Annotated in this window: 20 protein-coding genes and 5 tRNA genes; 15 read left to right on the forward strand and 10 right to left on the reverse strand. The window is 57.0% G+C overall.

What is annotated here, in order from left to right; all coding sequences use genetic code 11:
* The first annotated feature begins 219 nt into the window (after window positions 1-219).
* Complete coding sequence (locus tag ACVWZ0_RS02815) at window positions 220-354, forward strand: entericidin A/B family lipoprotein (protein ID WP_034939964.1); 135 nt, start codon at window positions 220-222, stop codon at window positions 352-354.
* A gap of 54 nt (window positions 355-408) precedes the next feature.
* Here ACVWZ0_RS02815 and ACVWZ0_RS02820 read toward each other — a convergent pair whose 3' ends face one another.
* The 5 genes from ACVWZ0_RS02820 to frdA all read right to left on the reverse strand — a co-directional run bounded on the left by ACVWZ0_RS02820 (window position 409) and on the right by frdA (window position 4,283).
* Complete coding sequence (locus ACVWZ0_RS02820; protein ID WP_253455930.1) at window positions 409-933, reverse strand: lipocalin family protein; 525 nt, start codon at window positions 931-933, stop codon at window positions 409-411.
* A gap of 72 nt (window positions 934-1,005) precedes the next feature.
* The gene (gene frdD, locus ACVWZ0_RS02825; RefSeq protein WP_253455928.1) at window positions 1,006-1,359 is read right to left on the reverse strand and encodes a fumarate reductase subunit FrdD; all 354 of its coding nucleotides are present in this window, start codon (window positions 1,357-1,359) and stop codon (window positions 1,006-1,008) included.
* Complete coding sequence (frdC, locus tag ACVWZ0_RS02830) at window positions 1,359-1,763, reverse strand: fumarate reductase subunit FrdC (RefSeq protein WP_253455926.1); 405 nt, start codon at window positions 1,761-1,763, stop codon at window positions 1,359-1,361. Before frdC ends, frdD begins: the two co-directional genes overlap by 1 nt.
* A gap of 11 nt (window positions 1,764-1,774) precedes the next feature.
* Window positions 1,775-2,509, reverse strand: a complete 735-nt coding sequence (locus ACVWZ0_RS02835; protein WP_253455924.1) for a succinate dehydrogenase/fumarate reductase iron-sulfur subunit — start codon at window positions 2,507-2,509, stop codon at window positions 1,775-1,777.
* A complete protein-coding gene (gene frdA, locus ACVWZ0_RS02840) occupies window positions 2,502-4,283 on the reverse strand; it encodes a fumarate reductase (quinol) flavoprotein subunit (protein WP_253455921.1) in 1,782 nt (593 codons plus the stop codon). Before frdA ends, ACVWZ0_RS02835 begins: the two co-directional genes overlap by 8 nt.
* Before the next feature lie 262 nt (window positions 4,284-4,545).
* Between frdA and epmA the strand changes: the two genes are divergently transcribed.
* Complete coding sequence (gene epmA / locus ACVWZ0_RS02845; RefSeq protein WP_253455919.1) at window positions 4,546-5,523, forward strand: elongation factor P--(R)-beta-lysine ligase; 978 nt, start codon at window positions 4,546-4,548, stop codon at window positions 5,521-5,523.
* A 108-nt stretch (window positions 5,524-5,631) separates the two neighbouring features.
* Here epmA and mscM read toward each other — a convergent pair whose 3' ends face one another.
* The 3 genes from mscM to rsgA form a co-directional block, all read right to left on the reverse strand.
* Entirely contained in the window at window positions 5,632-8,961 is a 3,330-nt protein-coding gene (mscM, locus tag ACVWZ0_RS02850) for a miniconductance mechanosensitive channel MscM (RefSeq protein ID WP_253455916.1), read from the reverse strand.
* A 9-nt stretch (window positions 8,962-8,970) separates the two neighbouring features.
* The gene (gene asd, locus ACVWZ0_RS02855) at window positions 8,971-9,870 is read right to left on the reverse strand and encodes an archaetidylserine decarboxylase (RefSeq protein WP_253455913.1); all 900 of its coding nucleotides are present in this window, start codon (window positions 9,868-9,870) and stop codon (window positions 8,971-8,973) included.
* A gap of 87 nt (window positions 9,871-9,957) precedes the next feature.
* Window positions 9,958-11,007 carry a small ribosomal subunit biogenesis GTPase RsgA gene (rsgA, locus tag ACVWZ0_RS02860; protein ID WP_253455910.1) on the reverse strand — a complete coding sequence of 350 codons (1,050 nt, stop codon included), beginning with the start codon at window positions 11,005-11,007 and terminating at the stop codon, window positions 9,958-9,960.
* 91 nt (window positions 11,008-11,098) lie between these two features.
* On the opposite strand from rsgA, the gene orn reads away from it, so the two are divergent.
* The 5 genes from orn to ACVWZ0_RS02885 all read left to right on the forward strand — a co-directional run bounded on the left by orn (window position 11,099) and on the right by ACVWZ0_RS02885 (window position 12,167).
* Window positions 11,099-11,644: an oligoribonuclease gene (orn, locus tag ACVWZ0_RS02865; protein ID WP_253455908.1), complete on the forward strand. Its 546-nt coding sequence runs from the start codon at window positions 11,099-11,101 to the stop codon at window positions 11,642-11,644.
* Between the two features lie 150 nt (window positions 11,645-11,794).
* Window positions 11,795-11,870: transfer RNA gene (locus ACVWZ0_RS02870), tRNA-Gly, on the forward strand.
* Window positions 11,871-11,892: 22 nt separating this feature from the next.
* Window positions 11,893-11,968 (forward strand) — tRNA-Gly (locus ACVWZ0_RS02875).
* A gap of 23 nt (window positions 11,969-11,991) precedes the next feature.
* Window positions 11,992-12,067, forward strand: a tRNA-Gly gene (locus ACVWZ0_RS02880).
* A gap of 24 nt (window positions 12,068-12,091) precedes the next feature.
* Window positions 12,092-12,167, forward strand: a tRNA-Gly gene (locus tag ACVWZ0_RS02885).
* Window positions 12,168-12,442: 275 nt separating this feature from the next.
* Here ACVWZ0_RS02885 and ACVWZ0_RS02890 read toward each other — a convergent pair.
* Window positions 12,443-12,907 (reverse strand): winged helix-turn-helix domain-containing protein, encoded by a 465-nt coding sequence (locus tag ACVWZ0_RS02890; RefSeq protein WP_253455906.1) that lies wholly within the window; start codon window positions 12,905-12,907, stop codon window positions 12,443-12,445.
* A gap of 791 nt (window positions 12,908-13,698) precedes the next feature.
* On the opposite strand from ACVWZ0_RS02890, the gene ACVWZ0_RS02895 reads away from it, so the two are divergent.
* A complete protein-coding gene (locus tag ACVWZ0_RS02895) occupies window positions 13,699-13,935 on the forward strand; it encodes a hypothetical protein (protein WP_253455904.1) in 237 nt (78 codons plus the stop codon).
* Between the two features lie 533 nt (window positions 13,936-14,468).
* A tRNA-Gly gene (locus ACVWZ0_RS02900) sits at window positions 14,469-14,544 on the forward strand.
* A gap of 313 nt (window positions 14,545-14,857) precedes the next feature.
* Here ACVWZ0_RS02900 and queG read toward each other — a convergent pair.
* Window positions 14,858-15,997, reverse strand: coding sequence for a tRNA epoxyqueuosine(34) reductase QueG (queG, locus tag ACVWZ0_RS02905; RefSeq protein WP_253455902.1), 1,140 nt, complete (start codon window positions 15,995-15,997; stop codon window positions 14,858-14,860).
* Between queG and nnr the strand changes: the two genes are divergently transcribed.
* The 6 genes from nnr (at window position 15,996) to hfq (ending at window position 22,923) form a co-directional block, all read left to right on the forward strand.
* Window positions 15,996-17,519: a bifunctional ADP-dependent NAD(P)H-hydrate dehydratase/NAD(P)H-hydrate epimerase gene (nnr, locus tag ACVWZ0_RS02910; RefSeq protein ID WP_253455900.1), complete on the forward strand. Its 1,524-nt coding sequence runs from the start codon at window positions 15,996-15,998 to the stop codon at window positions 17,517-17,519. The genes queG and nnr overlap by 2 nt on opposite strands.
* Window positions 17,516-17,983, forward strand: coding sequence for a tRNA (adenosine(37)-N6)-threonylcarbamoyltransferase complex ATPase subunit type 1 TsaE (gene tsaE, locus ACVWZ0_RS02915; RefSeq protein WP_253455898.1), 468 nt, complete (start codon window positions 17,516-17,518; stop codon window positions 17,981-17,983). The genes nnr and tsaE overlap by 4 nt, the downstream gene beginning before the upstream one ends.
* Complete coding sequence (gene amiB, locus ACVWZ0_RS02920) at window positions 17,980-19,611, forward strand: N-acetylmuramoyl-L-alanine amidase AmiB (protein ID WP_253455896.1); 1,632 nt, start codon at window positions 17,980-17,982, stop codon at window positions 19,609-19,611. Before tsaE ends, amiB begins: the two co-directional genes overlap by 4 nt.
* A 13-nt stretch (window positions 19,612-19,624) precedes the next feature.
* On the forward strand, window positions 19,625-21,568 hold the full coding sequence (mutL, locus tag ACVWZ0_RS02925) for a DNA mismatch repair endonuclease MutL (protein ID WP_253455893.1): 1,944 nt from the start codon (window positions 19,625-19,627) through the stop codon (window positions 21,566-21,568).
* Window positions 21,561-22,511 carry a tRNA (adenosine(37)-N6)-dimethylallyltransferase MiaA gene (gene miaA / locus ACVWZ0_RS02930; protein WP_253455891.1) on the forward strand — a complete coding sequence of 317 codons (951 nt, stop codon included), beginning with the start codon at window positions 21,561-21,563 and terminating at the stop codon, window positions 22,509-22,511. The genes mutL and miaA overlap by 8 nt, the downstream gene beginning before the upstream one ends.
* Window positions 22,512-22,611: 100 nt before the next feature.
* The gene (gene hfq, locus ACVWZ0_RS02935; RefSeq protein WP_246760812.1) at window positions 22,612-22,923 is read left to right on the forward strand and encodes an RNA chaperone Hfq; all 312 of its coding nucleotides are present in this window, start codon (window positions 22,612-22,614) and stop codon (window positions 22,921-22,923) included.
* Window positions 22,924-23,061 lie beyond the last annotated feature (138 nt).

Here is a 23,061-nt window from a genome sequence, read left to right on the forward strand (position 1 = left end):
CCCCATAAACCGCCTCTTTTATTGCTGTCACTCTAACGGCCTGCGCGCTGAGCGCAATATTTTCCACGGCTTCGGCAAAGACGCCCGGCACCCGGGCGGCGTCATCTCACACACTGTCAGCTGAGTTCCCGTCTTCCTTTCCGCCTCGCCAGACGCATTCGCGAAATTACGACTATGCTTAACACGCTGTACTTTACTTCTAATTAAAAGGAACTGGTTATGTTAAAGAAAAGTATTGTCGCGATCTTTTCCGTTCTGGTGCTCTCTTCTGCGCTTACCGCCTGTAATACCACCCGTGGGGTAGGCGAAGACGTGTCCGCAGGCGGACGAGCGATCCAGCGAAGCGCTCAGTAAAAGAGAGGCCGGTGTTTGCACACCGGCCTTCTTGTTTTCAGCCTTCACAGGGTATTAATCCTGCTTCACCCAAATCAGCTTGTTCACGTCAAAACCGGCCTGACGCGCCTTCGCCGTCAGCTCTTCTTTTACCTTGCCGTCGAGCTGCGGCGTGCGCGATAAAATCCACAGATAGTTTCTGTTTGGCCCGCAGACCAGCGCGTGCTGATAGTCTTTATCCAGCGCGATCACGTTGTAGCCGCCATAAAAAGGCCCGAAGAAGGAGACTTTCAGCGCCGCCTGGCTTGGCGAACCGGTAAAGTAGGCTTTGCCGATGCTTTCCTGCCAGCGCTGTTTTTTGACGTTAAAGCCGCGGTTGATCACCTTCAGCCCGCCGTCGTCGCGCTTGCTGTAGGTGGCGGTCACGTGATCCAGGCCGCGTTCGAAACGGTGATCCAGACGGGCGATTTCATACCAGCTGCCCAGATAAAGGTCGGCGTTGAAGCCTTCGATGGGCGTGACGCCTTTCGGCGGCGTGGTGGTACAGGCGACAGAGAGAAGGGCGCCGGCGCCTGCGGCCAGCATTTTCCAGAGAGACATAAGCGATTCCTTTGCGTTTGAACTGCTTAAGTATAGGCCATTTTGCGCAGGCGGCCCGAAGCCGCCCGGTTATCAAAGCGTCAGTACGCCAATCGCGGTGACGATGCTTAAAATGGCGGCCAGGCCATAGAAAATCCATTTGCTGGCGGGAAGATGAATTTTCAGGTCGTGCGTCATGTGGTGCAGCCGATGCACCGCGCACCAGAGCGGCAGCACGATAGCCAGAAAAAGGAAGAGGCGGCCCGGCCAGCTTTGCGCAAAGCCAAGGATGCGCTCAAAGCTGAAGGCCGACGGCGCGCCCAGTCCCAGCGGCATCATGATACCCGCCAGCAGCACCACAACGGGCGACACCAGCGCGGCCCACATGCCGCCCGCGCCAAACATGCCCCAGAACAACGGCTCGTCAGAACGGTTTTTATTTTTCATTATCCCTCCCTTACCAGCAGAACAGCGGCCAGCATGGCAAGGCTAATCAGCGCCATCGCCAGCCACAGGCTTTTAACAATCGGCCCGGACGACAGCTTCTTGTCGCCAATAACGATAATCGACGCCTTAGGCGCCAGCTCAAACCAGGTTTTGCTGTGCAGCAGCGCCGCGGCCAGCGCAATCAGGTTCAACAGCAGCAGCACGGGATGCTGTAGAAAATTCACGAAGGCTGCCCAGCTTTCCGCTCCGTGCTTTAGCGCGTACAGCCCGAAAATCAGCTCTACGCTAAACAAGAGCGCCGGAAGCGCCGTGCCTTCGCGCAGCATATAGAAGCGATAGAAACCCGTTTTTCGCCACCAGTCGGCCGTAACCGGGCGGTGATAAGCATTGCGTTTAGAACTCATCTGGCAACTCCTTATTGTGGCCTGAGGCTGGCGATCAGATAGTCTTTGGCGCTTTCCACTTTGCTCTGCTGGATAGCGGCGGCCGGATCGACATGTTTCGGGCAGACCTCCGAGCAGAAGCCAACAAAAGTGCAGGGCCAGACGCCGTTATCGCCGTTCAGCTGCGGCATTCGCGCGCGTTTGCCTTTGTCGCGGCTATCGAGGTTGTAGCGGTGGGCCAGCGTAATAGCGGCCGGGCCGATAAATTCCGGATTAAGCCCGAACTGCGGACAGGCGGCGTAGCACAGGCCGCAGTTGATGCAGCCGGCAAACTGGTGGTAGCGCGCCATTTGCGCCGGCGTCTGCCGGTTGGGGCCGTTCTGCGCCTGCGACGAATCGCCGATAATCCAGGGCTTGATTGCCGCCAGGCTCTCGATAAAGCGGCTCATATCCACCACCAGATCGCGCTCGATGGGGAAGTTAGCCAGCGGCTCTACGCGGATCCCCTGCGGATAGTGGCGCAGGAAGGTTTTACAGGCGAGCTTTGGCACGCCGTCCACCATCATGCCGCAGGAGCCGCAGATAGCCATGCGACATGACCAGCGAAAGGACAGATCGCCGGCCAGGTTGTCTTTGATATATCCCAACGCGTCCAGCAGCGAGGTTTGCTCGTCCCAGGGAACCGGGTAGGTGACAAAGTAAGGTGCCTTATCCGTTTCCGGGTTATAGCGTTGGATGGCAATGTTGCAATGCGCCAGGTCAGCCATTTTGCGCCTCCTTATGTTCTGATTCCGCGCCGTAAACGCGTTTCGCCGGCGGCAGCCGGGTAATCACGACGTCGCCCCAGGCGATGGTCGGCGCGCCCTGCGCGTTGAAAAAGCTCAGCGAGTGCTGCAAAAAACGCTCGTCGTCGCGCTCGCGGCAGCCCTCATCCAGACGCTGGTGTGCGCCGCGCGACTCTTTACGCGCGAAAGCCGCGTGCGCCATACATTCCGCCACGTTCAGCCCGTGCTCCAGCTCAATGGCATAGAGCAGTTCGGTGTTGAAGACGCTGGAGCTGTCGCGGATGCGCACGCGGCCGAAGCGCGCTTTCAGCTCCGCCAGCTTGTCGATAGTCTGCTGCATCAGTTCCGGCGTGCGGTAGATACCGCAGCCTTCCTCCATCGTCATGCCCATTTCATCGCGCAGCGTCGACCAGCGCTCGTCGCCGGGCTGATTAACCAGCGCCTTCAGCCGCTGCTCGCAGTCGCGGGCCTGGGCGTCCAGCGCGGCGGTGGCGAAGTTACGATTTTCCAGCGCCCTGACGGCGGCGTTTTCACCGGCCAGACGGCCAAACACTACCAGTTCCGCCAGCGAATTCGATCCCAGCCGGTTAGCGCCGTGCAGGCCCACCGACGAGCATTCGCCCACGGCAAACAGCCCACGAATAGTGGTTTCACAGCTGGCGTCCGTAGCGATACCGCCCATGGTGTAGTGCGCCGTCGGACGGATAGGGATAGGGCTGGTAACGGGATCGACGCCGACGTAGGCTTTGCTCAGCTCGCAGATAAACGGCAGCCGCTCCAGCAGTTTTTTCTCGCCCAGATGGCGCAAATCGAGATGGACGACCTCGCCGCGCGGCGTATGAATGGTGCGGCCTTTCTGCGACTCATGCCAGAAAGCCTGCGACACCTTGTCGCGCGGCCCCAGCTCCATATATTTGTTTTTGGGCTGGCCGAGCGGCGTTTCCGGCCCCATACCGTAATCCTGCAGATAGCGATAGCCGTCTTTATTAACCAGGATGCCGCCCTCGCCGCGACAGCCTTCGGTCATCAGGATACCGGAGCCGGGCAGTCCGGTCGGGTGATACTGCACAAACTCCATGTCCCGCAGCGCCACGCCGTGACGCAGCGCCATTCCCATGCCGTCGCCCGTAACGATGCCGCCGTTGGTGTTATAGCGATAGACGCGCCCCGCGCCGCCGGTTGCCAGCACCACCGATTTCGCCAGAATTTTTATCAGCGCGCCTTCCATCATGTTCATGGCAACCAGCCCGCGCGCCTCGCCGTTATCCACCAGCAGATCGAGAACGAAATGCTCATCGAAGCGAGTAATCTGCGGATATTTCAGCGAGGTCTGAAACAGCGTATGCAGCATATGGAAGCCGGTCTTGTCGGCGGCGAACCAGGTGCGCTCGATTTTCATGCCGCCGAAGCGGCGCACGTTGACCGAGCCATCTTCACGACGGCTCCAGGGGCAGCCCCAGATCTCCAGCTGGGCCATCTCCTGCGGGCAGTGCTGCACGAAGTAGTCCACCACATCCTGTTCGCACAGCCAGTCGCCGCCGGAAACGGTATCCTGAAAATGCAGATCGAAGCTGTCATGCGCCTGCGTGACGGCGGCGGAACCGCCTTCAGCGGCGACGGTATGGCTGCGCATGGGATAGACTTTTGAAACCAGCGCAATGGAAAGCGTGGGGTGGGCCTCCGCAGCGGCGATGGCCGCCCGCAGCCCGGCACCGCCCGCGCCGACAATCACCAGATCGGCAGTAAAAGTTTGCACGATATTCTCCCTGTCAGGCCGTTATAGAAAGGATGAGGGGATACCCTCGGTTAACGGAGACAGCAGTATAAAACCGGCGGTAGCGGGTAAAATTGATATGCTCAGGCAAACAGGTGAAAAAATGACGGCAATAATGTTAAGGGGTTAACGTTTTCCGCAGTGGACGCTGTATCGGGCGCGCGTTTTTTTTACCGGCGCAGGTTTGTTTGTACGAAGCGCCTCGGGTAGACTGCTTCACCCTGATCCCTGAGGAGTACAAACTATGAGCGATACGGCCAGCTGGCAGCCGAGCGCGCCCGTCACCAACTTGTTAAAACGGGCAGCGATAATGGCTGAAATCCGGCGTTTCTTTGCCGATCGTGGGGTGCTGGAAGTGGAAACCCCGGCGATGAGCCAGGCAACCGTAACCGACATCCACCTGTTTCCTTTTCAGACGCGTTTTGTCGGGCCGGGTGCGGCGCAGGGGCTGGATCTCTACCTGATGACCAGCCCGGAATACCATATGAAGCGGCTGCTGGCAGCGGGCAGCGGGCCGATTTTCCAGCTTTGCCGCTGCTTCCGTAATGAGGAAGCGGGACGCCATCACAACCCTGAGTTCACCATGCTGGAGTGGTATCGGCCGCATTACGATATGTACCGGCTGATGAACGAGGTGGACGATCTGCTACAGCAGGTGCTGGAGTGCGCGCCTGCGGAAACGCTCTCCTATCAGCAGGCTTTTCTGCGTCATCTGGAGATGGATCCGCTGTCGGCAGATAAAGCGCAAATGCGTGAAGTGGCGGAAAAGCTGGGCGTGGGCGATTTGGCTAACCGCGAGGAAGACCGCGACACGCTGCTTCAGCTGCTGTTTGTCACGGGCGTGGAGCCGCAAATCGGCAAAGAGAAACCGGCGTTTGTGTACCATTTCCCGGCCAGCCAGGCGGCGCTGGCGGAGATCAGCACTGAAGATCACCGCGTGGCGGAACGCTTCGAGGTCTATTTCAAAGGCATTGAGCTGGCCAACGGCTTCCGTGAGCTGACCGACAGCCGCGAGCAGCGCCAGCGTTTTGAGCAGGATAACCGCAAGCGGGCCGCGCTTGGCCTGCCGCAGCAGCCGATTGACACTAATCTGCTGGACGCGCTGGCGCACGGCATGCCGGAATGCTCCGGCGTGGCGCTGGGCGTGGATCGCATTGTGATGCTGGCGCTTAAGGCGTCGCAGCTGAGCGAAGTGATCGCGTTCTCCGTCGACCGCTGTTAAGTCGCCAGAAAAAAGGCCAGGGATTGCGCCCTGGCCTGCGTCTACAGCCCGCCTGATTTAACCGTTCTGGCCTGTATTAACAGCCCGCCTGATTTAGCCGTTCTGCGTCTACAGCCCGCCTGATTTATACGTTCTGGCCGCCGGCACGCCGTTGTTGACCGGCGTTTTGCGCCCGATGGTTTCCATACGCACCTGGAACGGTGGGAAAGGCATCTCCAGCCCGTGCTCGTGATAGCCCTGCAAAATAAGCTGATGCAGCTCGTGGCGCAGCGGCATCCTGTGGCCCATCTCCGCCGCGTGAATGCGCAGCTCAAACAGCTGAATGCCCTGCTGCAAATCCACCAGGAACGCTTCCGGCGGCGGCGTGTCGAGCACGTACTGACAGCGCTGCGCGGCGGTCAGCAGCACGTTGGTTACCTCTTCGCTGTTGGCTTCCGCCGCCGCAGGAATAGTCAGCACCACGCGCGTAACCGAATCGGAGAGCGACCAGTTAATAAACTGCTCGGTAATAAAGGCCTTATTCGGCACGATAATCTCTTTGCGATCCCAGTCGGTGATTGTCGTCGCGCGCGTGTTAATCCGCGTAATGCTGCCGGTCAGATCGCGAATGGTAACGGTATCGCCGATGCGGATCGGCTTTTCAAACAGGATAATCAGGCCGGAAATAAAGTTGGCGAAAATTTCCTGTAATCCAAAGCCCAGCCCCACGCCCAGCGCCGCCACCAGCCATTGCAGCTTCGACCAGTCGATGCCGATCATTGAGAACCCGGCCAGGCCGCCAACCAGAATCAGCGTGTATTTGGTCAGCGTGGTGATGGCATAACCGGTACCGGGCGTCAGATTAAGGTGCTGGAGCAGCGCCAGCTCAAGCAGCGCCGGCATATTACGCACCAGCTGCGTGGTAATAATCAGCACCAGGATCGCAATCAGCACCGAGCCGAGCGTGATCGGCTCCAGGCTTTCCACGCCCTGCACCGTGGTGCTGGCATCCCACAGCCTGATGTTCTCCAGAAAGCCGAACGCCGAATGGATCTCTGACCAAAGCACAATAACCGACACCAGCGCAATCAGCGTCAGGATGGAGCGTACCAGCCGCAGCGACTGGGCGCTGATGGCGTCCAGATCGATAACCGGCTCGTCGACTTCCGTTTCCGTGCTTTGCGTAGCCGTGGTTTCCTCTTCACCTTTGGCGCGCTGGGCCAGTATTTCCGCCCGTCGGTTGCGCGCGCGATCGAAAGCGATGCGGCGACGCTGAATAAGCATCCAGCGGCGAATAATGTGATAGATAATCAGCAGCAGGAACCAGATAGCCAGCGAGGTTTCCACCCTGGCCAGCAGCGCCTGCGCGGTGGCCAGATAGCCGATGCAGGAAGCCAGCGCGGCGATCAGCGGAATGCAGATCATCATGTTCCACAAGATATTGCTGATAAAGTTTTCGCCGTTGCCCTCTTTATCCAGGTAAAGAGGAATGCCCGCGCGTTTCAGGCTGATGGTCACCAGGCTCAACGCGCCGCAGATCAGGATAAAGCAGAGGCGGCCCAGCGTGGCGGAGAAATGGCGCTCGTCCAGGTTATCAAAGCCTATCAGCAGCATAATCAGCGGCACCACAAAGCCGATGCAGAGCGTATAGAAGCGCATCGCGCGCGCCACCCGATTCTGCTGCCAGCGGAAGTGGACGATAAACAATCCTTTAGAGCGGGCAAAGCCCGCGCTGATCATAAAGGCCCACAGCAGCGGCACGGTGGCGGTGATGCCGTCGCCAATCGCCACGGCGACGGGGTAGGGCCAGGCGTGCTGCAAACCGTAGCCCAGCGCCATCCACAGCACCGGCAGCGGCAGCGCCACCAGAATCGACCAGAACACGGTGCGCATGGTCAGCCCAAAGCGATCCTGAGTGACTTTGCCCACCTTACTGGCGGAACGGTCCAGGAAATCACGATAGTGTCGGCGCGAACTCAGGCTGAAGCCTACCAGCAAAACCGCACCGATAATGGGCAGCACGGTTTCCCGGTTGGTAAACATCATCACCAGCGCGCCGCCCAGCTGGCCCAGCGTATTCAGCGACAGCAGATTGCGTAGATCGCGCATCAGCAGCAGCGGGAAGTCGAGATGCAGCGCGCCGACATCCGCCGTCCAGAACAGATAGCGATGCGTCGCCTCTTTGATTTCCCGCAGCGCGTCCTCAAGCTGACCGTTGGCGACTTTAAGCTTGGTCACTTCCAGGATCAGGTTGTCGCTGCCGGAAAGCAGCGAGCCAATCAGCTCGCGCTGGGTTTTCAGCTGGGCGTCGAGGATGCGGCGCTGCTCGCTGGTTAGCGGCGTGCCGTCATCCTGGCGGAGCTGACGCAGCTGCTGCTGGCGCTCCAGCAGATCTTCATAGCGCAGCCGCTGGACGCGCAGCTGGGCCATATCGTTATCCAGCTGCTGCGGTTTGGGCATTTCCGGCAGGCGAGCCACCTGCGCGCGCAGGGCTTCACCCAGCACCGTGGAGACGCCGAGCCACTGCGACTGCTCGCGGATAGTGCTCAGCGCCTGGCGAACCTGAATAGTTTGATTAACGGCGGTACGCTGCTGCGAGGCGACCAGATCCATGCGCTGCGCCTGTTCATTCAGCGCGGCGGACAGCTCCCGGTTAATACGGAACTGTTCGCTGAGTCTTTGCGGCAGCTCGCCGCTGTTTTCCGCCAGCTGTTCCGTTTTTTCCAGCGCGATTTCGGCTTCGCGCTGACGGCGGCTGTTCAGCTGATTGCGCAGCGCCTGCAGATACGCATCCAGCTGGGTGGCTTTACGCTGGTGAAGCTCGCCGCGCATCCGCGCCAGCTCCTGACGGTTGTTGGCCGACAGCTGCGCCAGCTCCAGCTCATCGACGCGGGCTTTACGCGCTGCCGACTCTGCCTGGCGAGCGGAGAGCTGTGCCTGAGCGAGCGGCGTGGTGGGGGTGGGCTGAGCCTGAAGGCGCCGTTCAATCTCATTCAGCGCGCGTCGGGCGTCGGTTTGCTGCTGCGGCAGCTGGGCCAGAGAGTCGCTGATTTCCCTGGCGCGATCCTGCTCCTGCTGCGCCTGGCGGCCTTCTTCCAGCAGCTGGCTGCTGATCTGCAGGATCTCCTGATCCAGCTCCGCCGCCGTCATGGTAGCGCTCACCGTTTTGCTGCTGTCGCCCAGCACGACCAGCTGCTGGCGTAATTCGCGGGAAAGGCGGGGAAAATCGTCAATAACCTGCTGATAGTCGCTGGCGTTGGCCTGCGACTTTTGTTGGTCATCGATCCAGTTTAGCGCTGACTGAAGCGCATCCACGATTTCCGCCTGATTGGGCGTGTCCTGACTGGACTTCGCCTCTTCCAGGGCCTGTTTAATCTGCGCAGCGTCGGGGGCGCTGGCGGCCCAGGCGGGCTGGAGCAGCGTCCAGCCCACGAAAAGAATAACTATCAGGCGTAACATACGTCTCTGCTATGGGTGATGTAAGACTTCTTCAGCACTGGTTTTTTGCAGCGCGATAGCCAGCGGCTGGCCCAGACGCGTGGTGGTTTCCGGCGTCAGGCTTTCCGCCAGTTTCACTTTACCTTCGGCGAACAGGTTGATAACGGTCGATCCCAGCTTAAAGCGGCCCATCTCCTGGCCTTTCAGCAGCACTACCGATCCCTCTTCTTCCGCGCCCGGCCAGCGCCAGCGTTTGATCACGCCTTCGCGCGGCGGCGTTACCGTGCCCGCCCAGACGGTTTCGATGCTGCCGACGATAGTGGCACCGACCAGAATCTGCGCCATCGGGCCGAACTCGGTATCAAACAGGCAGATAACGCGTTCGTTACGGGCAAACAGGTTAGGGATATTTTGCGCCGTCAAAGGGTTCACGGAGTAAAGATCGCCCGGCACGTAGATCATCTCACGCAGGATGCCGTTGCACGGCATATGCACGCGGTGATAGTCGCGCGGCGCCAGGTAAGTGGTGACAAACTCGCCGTTGCGGAACATATCGGTCATCGCGACGTCGCCCGCCAGCAGCGCTTCCAGGGTATAGGTATGGCCCTTCGCCTGGAAGATGCGATCCTCGTCGATATGGCCCAGCTGGCTGATTGCGCCATCGCATGGCAGCACCAGTAGATTAGGATCGGTTTCAATCGGGCGAGCCTCGTCACGCAGCGGACGCACGAAGAAATCGTTAAAGGTCCGGTAGCTGGCGGTATCGGGCTTCTGCGCCTCTTTCATATCAACTTTGTAGAACCAGACAAAAATATCGATAACGGCTTTAGTCAGCCAGCCGGCGCGCTTGCCTGCGCCCCAACCGGCCAGTTCAGTAAGGCCTTTTTTCGGCAAAACAGCATTCAGGCCGAGCTTCAGACGATCCAACACAATAGCCTCCTGGCTTTCTGAAATAATTAAGGGTGCGGATTGTAACAGCGTCCGTGCATTCAGGCTACGACGCCCGCCGCGCGGATCTCAGTCGCTGTTTTCAGAAAAACTGCGTCGCGTTTTTAGCTGCATATCCGACATGCTGTCCAGAATTCGGTGGTAGTTGGCAAAACGCGACTCGTCGATATCGCCGCGTTCTACCGCTTCGCGGATAGCGCAGCCCGGATCGGTGTCATGCTTGCAATCACGGAATTTGCAGTGACCTAAAAACTCACGGAATTCGACAAATCCGCGGGTGATTTGTTCCGGCTCCAGATGCCATAAACCGAATTCGCGCACGCCCGGCGAGTCGATAACGTCACCGCCGTTAGGGAAGTGGTAAAGACGGGCTGCGGTAGTGGTGTGCTGACCAAGACCGGAGACGTCGGAAACGTCGTTGGTGAGGATCTCTGCCGCAGAGTCCAGCCCCAGCAGCGCATTAAGCAGGCTGGATTTCCCTACGCCCGACTGGCCGGCGAAAATGCTGACGCGATCAACCAGCGCGGCTTCCAGTTCGCTCAGGCCCTGCTTGCGATGGCTGGAGACCATCACGACGCGATAGCCGATGTTGCGGTAAATAGTCATCTGCTCCTGCACAAAGGCCATGCCTTCGTCATCCAGCAGATCCGTTTTATTCAGCACCAGCAGCGGCTCGATATCCAGCGTTTCGCTGGCCACCAGATAGCGGTCGATAATATTCAGCGACAGCTCCGGCAGAATAGCCGAGACGATAACGATCTGATTGATATTGGCGGCAATCGGCTTTACGCCGTCGTAGAAGTCAGGACGGGTCAGTACCGAGGTGCGCTCGTGCACCGCTTCCACAATGCCTTTGGCGCTCTGCACGCCGGGCCGCCAGAGTACGCGGTCGCCGGTCACCAGCGAACGAAGGGTGCGGCGAATATTACAGCGGTGGACGCTGCCGTCCGCATCTTCCACGTCGGCGTGCATCCCGAAACGACTGATCACCACGCCGTCGCGCGCTTCACCAAACAGGCTATCATCCGGCTCCGGCTTGTCGGCGCGCTGCTTCAGACGGCGCTCATGGTTGGCACTGACGCGACGTTGCTGACCTTTAGACAGTTTGTTCTTGCTCACGCTTCCTCACAGGCTTAGCTTCGCCCTGACAGGGCAAAACGTTTATGATACACCCTAACGTTTGATGATATAAGCCACGGCGAGAAACCCTATGACAGTAAATGCCAGTAATCTGATCTGGATTGACCTTGAAATGACCGGCCTGGACCCGGAACAGGATCGTATTATCGAAATCGCCACGCTGGTGACCGATTCCGATCTGAATATCCTTGCGGAAGGACCGGTGTTCGCCGTCCATCAGTCCGATGCGCAGCTGGCGCTGATGGATGAGTGGAACGTGAACACCCATACCAACAGCGGGCTGGTGGAGCGAGTGAAAGCGAGTCAGTACGACGATCGCGCCGCCGAGCAGGCGACGCTGGCGTTCCTGAAAAAGTGGGTGCCGGAGAACAGTTCCCCAATCTGCGGCAACAGCATCGCTCAGGATCGTCGCTTCCTGTTTAAATATATGCCGGAGCTGGAGGCCTACTTCCACTATCGCTATCTGGACGTCAGCACGCTGAAAGAGCTGGCGCGCCGTTGGAAGCCGGAAATCCTTGCCGGTTTTAAAAAGCAGGGCACGCACCAGGCGATGGATGATATTCGGGAGTCGGTTGCCGAGCTGGCCTGGTACCGCGAGCATTTTATCCAACTCTAGGAGCGAAGCGCTGACAAAATTAGCGTTATGCTGGTTTTGTCAGCAATCAGGCGGCAAAGCGAAAAAAAGTGGCGTTGCAGGCTTGCGGCGATTCTCATTTCTCGTATAATGCGCTCCCCGTACAGGAAGAGTTTTTACCTGATACGCAGAGCGGGAATAGCTCAGTTGGTAGAGCACGACCTTGCCAAGGTCGGGGTCGCGAGTTCGAGTCTCGTTTCCCGCTCCAAACGTTTTACAGCACCACCCAAGCGGGAATAGCTCAGTTGGTAGAGCACGACCTTGCCAAGGTCGGGGTCGCGAGTTCGAGTCTCGTTTCCCGCTCCAAACGTTTTACAGCACCACCCCAAGCGGGAATAGCTCAGTTGGTAGAGCACGACCTTGCCAAGGTCGGGGTCGCGAGTTCGAGTCTCGTTTCCCGCTCCAAAACGTTTTACTGCACCACCCCAAGCGGGAATAGCTCAGTTGGTAGAGCACGACCTTGCCAAGGTCGGGGTCGCGAGTTCGAGTCTCGTTTCCCGCTCCAGTATTATCCTCCCAAAATGCTTTTTGTAACCTATCCTGATGTCAGTAGTTATCCCATTTTCCCTCTGTTTCTGATTTCACAATCTTATAAACTTACCTGCTTTTGAGACCCAGCCTGGCCGTTTCTGTTGAGTAACAGATGGCGCAGCACTTCCTTTCTTTACGCCTCCTCGCAGCGTAATAACAACGAATACAGGGACTGGCTACGTCACGGAACCCTTCCCTGCCTGATGCGTTATGCTGAACCCGCTTGTAACAGGACGTCGCTACAGCGGATTAGCGGAAACGAGCAATGGAAGTCAGCATTTTTTTTGGATAAGCGCTAAAAATTTTTCTACAAAACCCTTTCAGACCTTGCTGCTGGAGCATCGTATCCGCTATGGCACCGATCGCTTTTTCCTCAATGGGAACCTTGTCGCTGATACTCCATCCCCGACGCGGGTGAGTCTGAATAATATTTTCCGTCAGTCCGGCATCCTGTAGCTGCTTTCTTAATTTTGAAATAGTCTGATAAAGCGTATTCGGGGTGACAATTTTCCCATGATTTTCCCAGCCCGCCGCATACAGGGAATGATGAGAGACCATTTCCCCGCTTTGGCAAATCAGCAAATGCAAACAGCGCGAAGCGGTAACGTAAGTGACGTGCTCTTTTCCCGTTTTGCACGAGATAAGCTTATTCTGCTGAGGAACAAAATGGATCTGATTGTTAATGCAATAAACAATAGAATCTTTATTATCCATGGTGCTTATCGTCCTTAATAAGTGGCATATCCTGAAGATATTGTTATGTGTTTTTAATAACCAGCCACAGGCGCATGGCTGAGCCTGAAATTTTTTTGCCTCGTCAGGCGCGCGCCTCTGTTTTACTGTTAATTAATGTAATTTTTTAAAAATAAAGTCGACGGCGCTGGGATGCTTTAACACCTTTTAATTATCAATTCTTACCGTAAACGCCAGAACGCGTATCTTTGTCAATGCTTTTATCCTTTGCAATAACAAAGAAATGTCATAAGTAAGTGTGCGGCCAACTTCCCCTGTATTCAATCTTTTTTTTACTGGTCGGATGAATCACTTTAGCCGTAAATTAAATAGCCGGGTAAATTATATATGATGAAGATATTAATAACTTTTAACATAGCCTGGTGTCAGGCTGGAAAAAGTGAGATCCAGCGTATCTGCTTGTATGGGAACATAAAAAAGGCAGGCAGAGGGCCACAAATGCAAACGAGGGCAGGTAATGGTTGGACGCTCCTTAATTAAGACAGGAGAAAATAACAGACTAAGCGAAAAATAAAGGGAGTCAGATATAATTGGCTAATATTTAATGATTTTTTTAAGGACGGACGGGATAGTTAGCGAGGTAATAAATTGTTTTTTGTAGAATTTTCAGGCTGCTCACAAGCCGATGGTTTACTTTATTCAGATGATAACGTGATGGTCGGGCAAACATTAGCCTTGAGTGTTTAACTATAAAGCAACATTTTAGTGGGTTTTGCGGTTAATGGTTCATAACCTCTCTGCTTGTGCTGAGAATGTTGACATTAATTTTAGGGGGTGGCTTACTTTCGTTCAGGATATGCCTGTTGCCGTTAAAATGGAAAAGGGAAACATCAGCCGGCCTTGCGCTCAGTACTCAGCATGGGCAGCCTGCGGTTCCTGCAACACGCAGAGAGTACAAAGGAGAAATTGCTGGCATGGGCTATAAAGGCATTTCAGTGGATAACTGTCATCAAACCCTTCCTGATAATATTTTTTATAAAGAGTTTTAAAGTAATAAAATTAATGGAGGCGTCACTGCTGGAAATACGGATAAGAACAGGTTATCGAAGGTTATCTATGAGAGGTGCTAATGACCAGCTTTGGAGCAGGTCAGGATAATGGCGAGGGCTGCCCCTAAACAGCAGGCTTTGTTAAATCAGCTAACGGTTCGCCTGTTCAGGATGACCGGTAGGGTTTAAAAGCAGGCAACAGCCCGGCAGGGAACGCCAGCAAGGGAAGCGAGCCGAAGTGACGAAACAACATAGTAAGAAGGGGAAGGGCCTCTCCCTGAGGTATAAACGCGCAGCCCGAAGGTTTACTCTGCATTCGAGGAGCGTTTATTACTTTGTCTGTCAGCCTACGTATAGATGCGTAGCAAGGCGACGATCGCCAGCAACAATTAGCCGCAGACAGCAGAAAAAAGCTTGTTTTTGCTCAATGATACGTTCATAATCGCACCCGTTCGACCATAAGAGAATAACAATTCTTTTAAAATCAACAAGTTAACAATTTTAACGCGGTTAAATCTTAGTATTATCTCTTTGCGGGAATAGCTCAGTTGGTAGAGCACGACCTTGCCAAGGTCGGGGTCGCGAGTTCGAGTCTCGTTTCCCGCTCCAGAACATTCATCATTATCATTTCTGATCGAGTTATCCACAGCCCTTTAGCGGCTGGGTTTCGCTTTTTTCAGCCTGTACAGAATAACCTTCAACAGAGTTATCCACAGGTTGCAATCTACCCCTGCCTGCTATTCAGGAATAAAAGACGTTACGCACATTTTCTATCTTTTTGATTTATAAAGACAAATTAATATTTCAAAATGTTATAGAGATCGCTTGCGCTTTCTGTGGCAGTTGAATGACAACGGCTTTTTATTTTTATGCACAGCGTGTGGAAAAGTGGCTTAACGACGCAGGCAGCCTACGTGGTTATTTATGCGTCGCGCGGCAATCCTTTTTCTATGACGCGCACCAGCCGCTTTTGCTGGCCGCTCTGCACCTCAATCGCGTTTTCCGCGCGCCTTGCCAGCTGGCGGGTCAGCGCCCAGGTAATATGCTCGTCCAGCATCGGATTTTCTCCCTGACGGTTTTGTAAGGCCGCCACGTTTTCCTCTGACCAGGGCGCATTGCCCAGCGCTACCGCGACGTTGCGCAACCAGCGAAGATGACCGATACGTCTGATCGCCGATCCTTCCGTCACGCGTAAAAAGGTCGCCTCGTCCCAGGCAAACAGGTCGGTTAAGGGCGGCGCATGAAGCACGGCGCGCGGGCTGAAATCATCCTCATCCGTTAGCTGACCGTAGCGATTCCAGGGGCAGATTAGCTGACAGTCGTCACAACCGTAAATGCGATTGCCGATAAGCGGCCTGAACTCTTCCGGAATGGTGCCTTCCAGTTCAATGGTCAGATAGGAGATACAGCGCCTGGCATCCACGACGTAAGGCTCGACTATCGCGCCGGTCGGGCAGGTGGTCAGGCAGGCGACGCAGCGGCCGCACTGCTCCTGCTGCGGTGAATCGACCGGTAAAGGCAGGTTGATCAGCAGTTCGCCAAGAAAAAACCACGAGCCGGCTTCCCGGTTCAGGATCAGAGAATGTTTGCCCGTCCAGCCCAGCCCCGCTTTGGCCGCCAGCGGTCTTTCCAGCACCGGGGCCGAGTCGACAAAAGGCCGAAACTCAGCCTCTTCGCAGCGCTCACGGATACGATCGCCGAGCTTTTTCAGGCGATTGCGCAATACTTTGTGGTAATCACGTCCCAGCGCATAGCGGCTAACGTAGCCAAGCTGCGGATTTTTTAGGGTGCTGGCGAACGCCGCCTTAGCGGGCAGATAATTCATGCGCACGCTGATAACCCGCAGCGTGCCGGGCTGTAGCTCATGAGGGCGGGCGCGCATCATACCGTGACGCGCCATCCAGTCCATTTCGCCATGATATTGCTTGTCTAACCAGGCCTGCAGGCGCGGCTCTTCCAGACTAAGATCGGTATCGCAGATACCGACCTGCTGAAAGCCGAGTTCCAGCCCCCACTGTTTAATTTCCAGGGCGAATTGAGAAAGATCGAGAGGATGCGACATGACTAACCTGAACCAGCTAAATAACCCGACCAGTTTACCCTATTCTGTCTGGCCTGTAGAGGCGATTGCGCAACTTGAGCGCGAGGGCGCGGACGCATTGGGGATCACGCTGTTTGAGCTGATGCAGCGGGCGGGCGAAGCGACATTCCGCCACGTTCAGGCCCTGTACCCGGAGAAGAAACGCTGGCTGATCCTGTGCGGCCATGGCAATAACGGCGGCGACGGTTTTATTGCGGCTCGCCTGGCGCTATCGGCAGGGAAGGAGGTGACGGTCATTGCCTGCGAAGGATCGAAGGCGCTGCCGGAAGAAGCGACACAGGCGCGCGACGCGTGGCTGGCGGCAGGCGGGGAAATCCATGCGGCGGACACGCCCTGGCCTGAACAAAGCGATATTATTATCGATGCGCTACTGGGCACCGGGCTGAACCGCGCCCCTGGCGACCAATACGCCCGGCTGATTGAGAAAGCGAATGCGGCCAGCGCGCCGGTATTTGCCGTAGATATACCCTCCGGGTTAGTGGCTGCTAACGGGACCACTCCCGGCGCAGTTATTAATGCCGCCCATACGCTAACGTTTATCGCGCTTAAGCCGGGTCTGCTGACCGGTAAAGCACGGGATTGCGTCGGTCAGCTACATTTCCATGCCCTTGGGCTGGATGCCTGGCTGGCAGGGCAAACTGCGCCGATGGCGCGCTACGATGCTTCCGTGCTGACGCGCTGGCTGTCGCCGCGTAAGCCCACTTCTCATAAGGGCGACCATGGCAAGCTGGTGATAATCGGTGGCGATCAGGGAACGGCTGGCGCCATCCGGATGACGGGCGAAGCCGCGTTGCGCGCCGGAGCAGGCTTAGTGCGAGTACTTACTCACAAAGATAATGTCTCACCGCTGTTAACGGCGCGGCCCGAGCTAATGGTACAGACGCTAAGCGATCGGGCGCTTAATGAGGCGCTGGAATGGGCCGACGTCATTGTGATTGGCCCGGGCCTGGGGCAGCGTGACTGGGGTAAAGATGCCCTGGAAAAAGTAAAAAAATCGTCTAAACCGATGCTTTGGGATGCTGACGCGCTTAACCTGCTGGCAATCGCTGGCGATAAACGTCAAAATCGAGTCATTACGCCGCATCCGGGCGAAGCGGCCCGTCTGCTTAATGTAAAAACCAGCGAAATAGAGAGTGACCGCTTACTTGCCGCTCGTAGCCTGGCTAAACGCTACGGCGGCGTGGTGGTCCTGAAAGGGGCCGGCACGCTGATTGCCAGCGAAGCGGGCGAGATGGCGATTGCCGATGTCGGTAACGCCGGTATGGCGACCGGCGGCATGGGCGACGTGCTTTCCGGCATTATCGGCAGTTTGTCAGGCCAGAAGCTCTCGCTGTATGAAGCGGCCTGCGCAGGCTGCGTGGCCCACGGCGCCGCGGCGGAAGCCGTATCGCAACGTCTGGGCACGCGCGGGATGCTGGCGACCGATCTGTTTTCCGAGCTGTACCTGTTTGTTAACCCAGAGATCCTGAACAGAAAAGAATGAAGACCGCTATCGCATTGTCCGACGAGGCTGCCACTCTCGCACTGGGAGCCAGCCTGGCCCGCGCCTGTCACAGCGCGGCAACACTCTATTTGTATGGCGATTTGGGCGCGGGTAAAACCACGTTCAGTCGCGGTTTCCTACAGGCGCTGGGCCACCAGGGCAACGTGAAAAGCCCGACCTATACGCTGGTAGAGCCTTACGTTCTGCCGGATCGTCGCATTTATCATTTCGACCTCTACCGGCTGGCCGACCCTGAAGAGCTGGAATTCATGGGGATCCGCGACTATTTCGGCGGCGACAGCCTTTGCCTGGTCGAATGGCCGCAGCAGGGCGCGGGCTTTCTTCCGCCGCCGGATATTGAACTGCGTCTCAGTTATCAGGGCGAAGCCCGTCAGGCAGAGCTTGAGGCCTGCTCGGCAGAGGGCGAGGCGATCCTGGCCCGCATGGAGAAAGACGGACAATGATCAAGCTGGGACTGCTGCTGGCTGCTTTACTGAGTACGTTTTCCACTCTGGCCGCTAATTTATCGGATATACAGGTTTCAAACGGCAACGACAGGGCCTCGATCACGCTGAGCTTCGGCGGTCAACCGGTGTATGGCTTCTTTCCGCTGCACAATCCGGAACGCGTGGTGCTGGATATTCGCCAGAGCGGCGTGATCAAAGGCCTGCCGTTGACGTTCAGCGGCGATAATATGGTGAAGCGTATTCGCGCCAGCACGCCAAAGGATAAACAGAGCATCCGGCTGGTGTTCGAGCTGACGCAGCCGGGAAAAACGCGCGCCGTGACCCAGCGTAACGGCAGCACCTATAACGTGGTTTTCACCATCAACGGCACGCGTCCGGCACAGCGATCTGCCGCCGTCAGCAGCGTTTCGCGGCCCGTTCCGGCAGACAATCCGTTTAAGGGCAACGCCGTTACGGCGGTCAGCAACGGCAACGAAGTCGCGGTGCCGGGCAGAACGGTGCGTGCCGTTGACGAAGCTATTATCGTGGCGATAGATGCCGGACACGGCGGCCAGGATCCGGGTGCTATCGGCGCGAACGGGCTGAAAGAGAAAAATGTGACTATCGCCATAGCGCGCAAATTAAAAGCGTTGCTGAATGCCGATCCTATGTTTAAAGGCGTGATGACCCGCGACGGCGACTATTTTATCTCCGTGATGGGCCGCTCGGACGTGGCGCGCAAGCAGAACGCTAATCTGCTGGTGTCTGTCCATGCCGATGCCGCGCCGAACCGTAGCGCGTCCGGCGCGTCCGTCTGGGTACTCTCTAACCGCCGCGCCAACAGCGAAATGGCGGGATGGCTGGAGCAGCACGAGAAACAGTCGGAGCTGTTGGGCGGCGCGGGCGATCTATTGGCTAACAGCCAGGCCGATCCCTATCTCAGCCAGGCGGTGCTCGATTTGCAGTTCGGCCACTCGCAGCGCGTTGGCTATGACGTAGCGGTTAAGGTTATCGCCCAGCTGCAGCGCGTTGGCTCGCTGCACAAACGACGCCCGGAACACGCCAGCCTGGGGGTATTACGCTCGCCGGATATCCCTTCGCTGCTGGTGGAAACCGGCTTTATCAGTAACCCTTCGGAGGAGCGACTGCTCGGCAGTAGCGCTTACCAGCAGAAGATTGCCGAGTCGATTTATAAAGGCCTGCGCAACTACTTCCTGGCGCACCCGCTGCAATCCATCCCAAAGGAGGAAAACCGACCGTTGCAGTCCGCAACGGCGGTTGATGTTCAGCCTAATCCCGCCCCGGTCAGCACGCGCTATGCCGGTGCGGTAACGCGCCACGTGGTGAAAAGAGGCGAGACGCTTTCCGGGATCGCCGACCACTACGGCGTCAGCATGGCGATGCTGCGTTCGATGAATACGTTGAAGAAGGATGTCGTTTGGGTCGGCCAGCGGCTGAAAGTGCCGGCTTCCGGCGCGCAGAGCGTGAGCGCCAGCCGGCCGCAGCGGCATAAAGTGGTGCGCGGTGACTCGCTGACCGCCATTGCCGCACACTATGGCGTCAGCCCGAAAGCGATACAGCAGGCGAATAATATGAAATCGCAAAATGTTATGCTGGGGCAGACGTTAACTATTCCAACCTCGTAAACAAGGATCTTTTATGCCGATTCAGGTACTGCCGCCACAGCTTGCCAACCAGATTGCCGCAGGTGAAGTGGTAGAGCGTCCGGCGTCGGTGGTGAAAGAACTGGTCGAAAACAGCCTGGACGCTGGCGCGACAAGAATAGATATCGAGATCGATAAAGGCGGCGCCAAACTGATCCGTATCCGCGATAACGGCTGCGGCATCAGCAAAGCCGAGCTGGCGATGGCGCTGGCCCGCCACGCCACCAGTAAAATCACCACGCTTGACGATCTGGAAGCCATCATGAGCCTCGGCTTTCGGGGCGAAGCGCTGGCCAGTATCAGCTCCGTTTCGCGCCTGACGCTGACCTCGCGTACGGCTGAACAGGCGGAAGCCTGGCAGGCCTACGCGGAAGGGCGAGAGATGGACGTGACCATCAAGCCTGCGGCGCATCCGGTCGGCACCACGCTTGAAGTGCTGGACCTCTTCTATAATACGCCCGCCCGCCGGAAATTTATGCGCACGGAAAAAACCGAATTCACCCATATCGACGAGGTGATCCGGCGTATTGCGCTGGCAAGGTTCGACGTGGCGTTTTCGCTGACCCATAACGGCAAGCTTATCCGCCAGTATCGCGCCGTCAGCGACAGCAAGCAGCGTGAACGCCGCCTGGGCGCAATCTGCGGAACTGCTTTTCTCAGCCATGCGCTGGCTATCGAATGGCAGCACGGCGATCTCGTGCTACAGGGTTGGGTCGCAGATCCGATCGGCGCTCGCGCCGTTACCGATCTGCAATATTGCTATGTTAACGGCCGCATGATGCGCGATCGCCTGATCAATCATGCTATCCGCCAGGCCTATCAGGATAAGCTGGGCGACCATCAGCCTGCCTATGTGCTTTACCTGACCATCGATCCGCATCAGGTAGATGTCAACGTGCATCCTGCCAAGCATGAAGTGCGTTTCCATCAGTCGCGGCTGGTGCATGACTTTATCTATCAGGGCGTGATCAGCGTGCTGCAGGAAGCCGGTGCGGAGACGCTGCCGGGCGTGACGGCTCAAGCGCCGACCGAGCGCTGGCAGCCAGAGAACCGACAGGCGGCGGGCGGCAACCATTTTTCCGCGCCTGCACCGGCCAGAAACGCTGGCAGTAACGGTGGAGGTAATGGCGGCGGCAACGGCGGAAGTAATGGTGAAGGTAATGCTGGCGGCCACGGCGGAAGTAACGGCGGAGGCAACAGCGGCGGGAAAGCCGCGGCAGGCTGGCAACATCAGGAGCCAGGCTACCAGAAAAAAGAGGGCGCGCTCTATCGCCAGCTGCTGCAAACGCCTGAATTGCCTGCCGCGCGCGAGGCGTCGTCGCGTCCGGTTGAGCCAAAAAGCGCACGCGCGCAGCCTGAACCCGAGCCAACGCTCAGCGGTCACAGCGAAAGCTTTGGCCGCGTGCTGACCGTGCTGCATAACGACTTTGCGCTGGTGGAATCTCGCGAGCGCCTGGCTCTGATTTCGCTGCCGGTGGCGGAGCGCTGGCTGAAGCAGGCGCAGCTGGAGCCTGGCGAAGAAGGGTTAAAACCGCAGCCGCTGCTGATCCCGGTCAGGATAAAAATGGCGAAGCCGGAGCGCGAAGCTGCCAGTCGTTTAGCGTCGTTATTGCAGCAAATGGGCATAGAGCTGGAAGCGGACGGGCAGCACATCACGCTGCGCGCCGTACCTTTACCATTGCGCCAACAAAATTTACAAATCTTGATTCCAGAACTGTTAGGCTACCTTGCTCAACAGCCGGAGATTGCGGTCAGGCAGGTGGCGCAATGGTTAGCGCGGCACGCTGTGACCGAGCGTCCGCACTGGAATCACTCGCAGGCGATTGCGCTGCTGGCAGAGGTCGAAAGACTTTGCCCGCAGCTGATTAAATCGCCGCCATCCGGACTACTACAGTATGTTGATACTGAACTGGCGATGAATGCCCTGAAGCATGAGTGACTTATCTACGGCTGGCCGGCCTAAGGCTATATTTTTGATGGGGCCTACGGCCTCCGGCAAGACGGCGCTGGCGATAGCCTTGCGCCAGCAGCTGCCGGTTGAGCTGATTAGCGTCGATTCCGCCCTGATTTATCGCGGTATGGATATCGGCACCGCCAAGCCCTCGGCAGAGGAGCTGCGGCTGGCGCCCCATCGTTTACTGGATATTCGCGATCTCGCTGAAACGTACTCGGCGGCGGAGTTCCGCCGCGATGCGCTGGCGGAAATGGCAGAGATTACCCGAAGCGGGCGTATCCCGCTGCTTGTTGGTGGTACCATGCTCTACTACAAGGCGCTGCTGGAAGGATTATCGCCGTTGCCCCCGGCCGATCCTGAAGTACGCCAGCGTATAGAGCAAAGGGCGAGTGAAGAGGGATGGGAAGCGCTTCACCGTCAGTTATGTGAAATAGATCCCATTGCTGGAAATCGTATTCATCCGAATGATCCCCAGAGACTCTCGCGAGCACTGGAAGTTTTTTTTATTTCAGGTAAAACTTTAACAGAACTGACGAAAACCGCAGGTGAAGCGTTGCCGTACGAGGTGGTGCAGTTCGCCATCGCTCCTCGTGAGCGGGAAACCATCCATCAGCGTATCGCGCTGCGTTTTCAGCAAATGTTAGCGTCAGGATTTGAAGCGGAGGCTCGGGCACTTTTTGCACGAGGTGATTTGCATACGGACATGCCTTCCATTCGTTGTGTGGGTTATCGCCAGATGTGGTCATTTTTGCAGGGCGAGATCGATTACGATGAAATGGTTTATCGGGGAATTTGCGCAACACGGCAATTAGCCAAGCGCCAGATAACCTGGCTGCGCGGCTGGAAGGATGTTCACTGGCTGGATAGCGAACAACCTGAGGCGGCGCTGGCAGAGGTATTACAGGTTCTTAGTGCGAAGGCTGGGTGATTGTGTACAATTGGTGCGTTATCGTGCGCAAATTTTTACGCAGTATTTCAGAGCGCAAGCTCTTAAGTAGTAAACAACAAGCATATAAGGAAAAGATAGAATGGCTAAGGGGCAATCATTGCAAGATCCGTTCTTGAACGCACTGCGTCGCGAACGTGTTCCGGTTTCGATTTATTTGGTGAATGGTATTAAACTGCAGGGTCAGATTGAATCATTTGACCAATTTGTAATTTTACTGAAAAACACGGTTAGCCAGATGGTTTATAAACATGCCATTTCTACCGTTGTTCCGTCCCGTCCGGTCTCCCATCATAGCAACAACGCGGGTGGCGGAAGCAGCAACTATCATCACGGTGGCAGTAATCAGGGAGCATCATCGCAGCCCCAGCAGGAAAGTGACGACGCAGAGTAATCGCTCTTCTTTCAGGACGGGCCGGCTCGCCCGTCCTGGCAATGTCCCTGACTCGCGCCTCTTCTCAGGAAAAGGCGAACGGGCGTCGCTAGTTAGCGCAAATGTGCATTTTGCCTCTGATCCCAGGCAGTATGGCCA

It is taken from the genome of Erwinia sp. TECH1 (assembly GCF_054057575.1).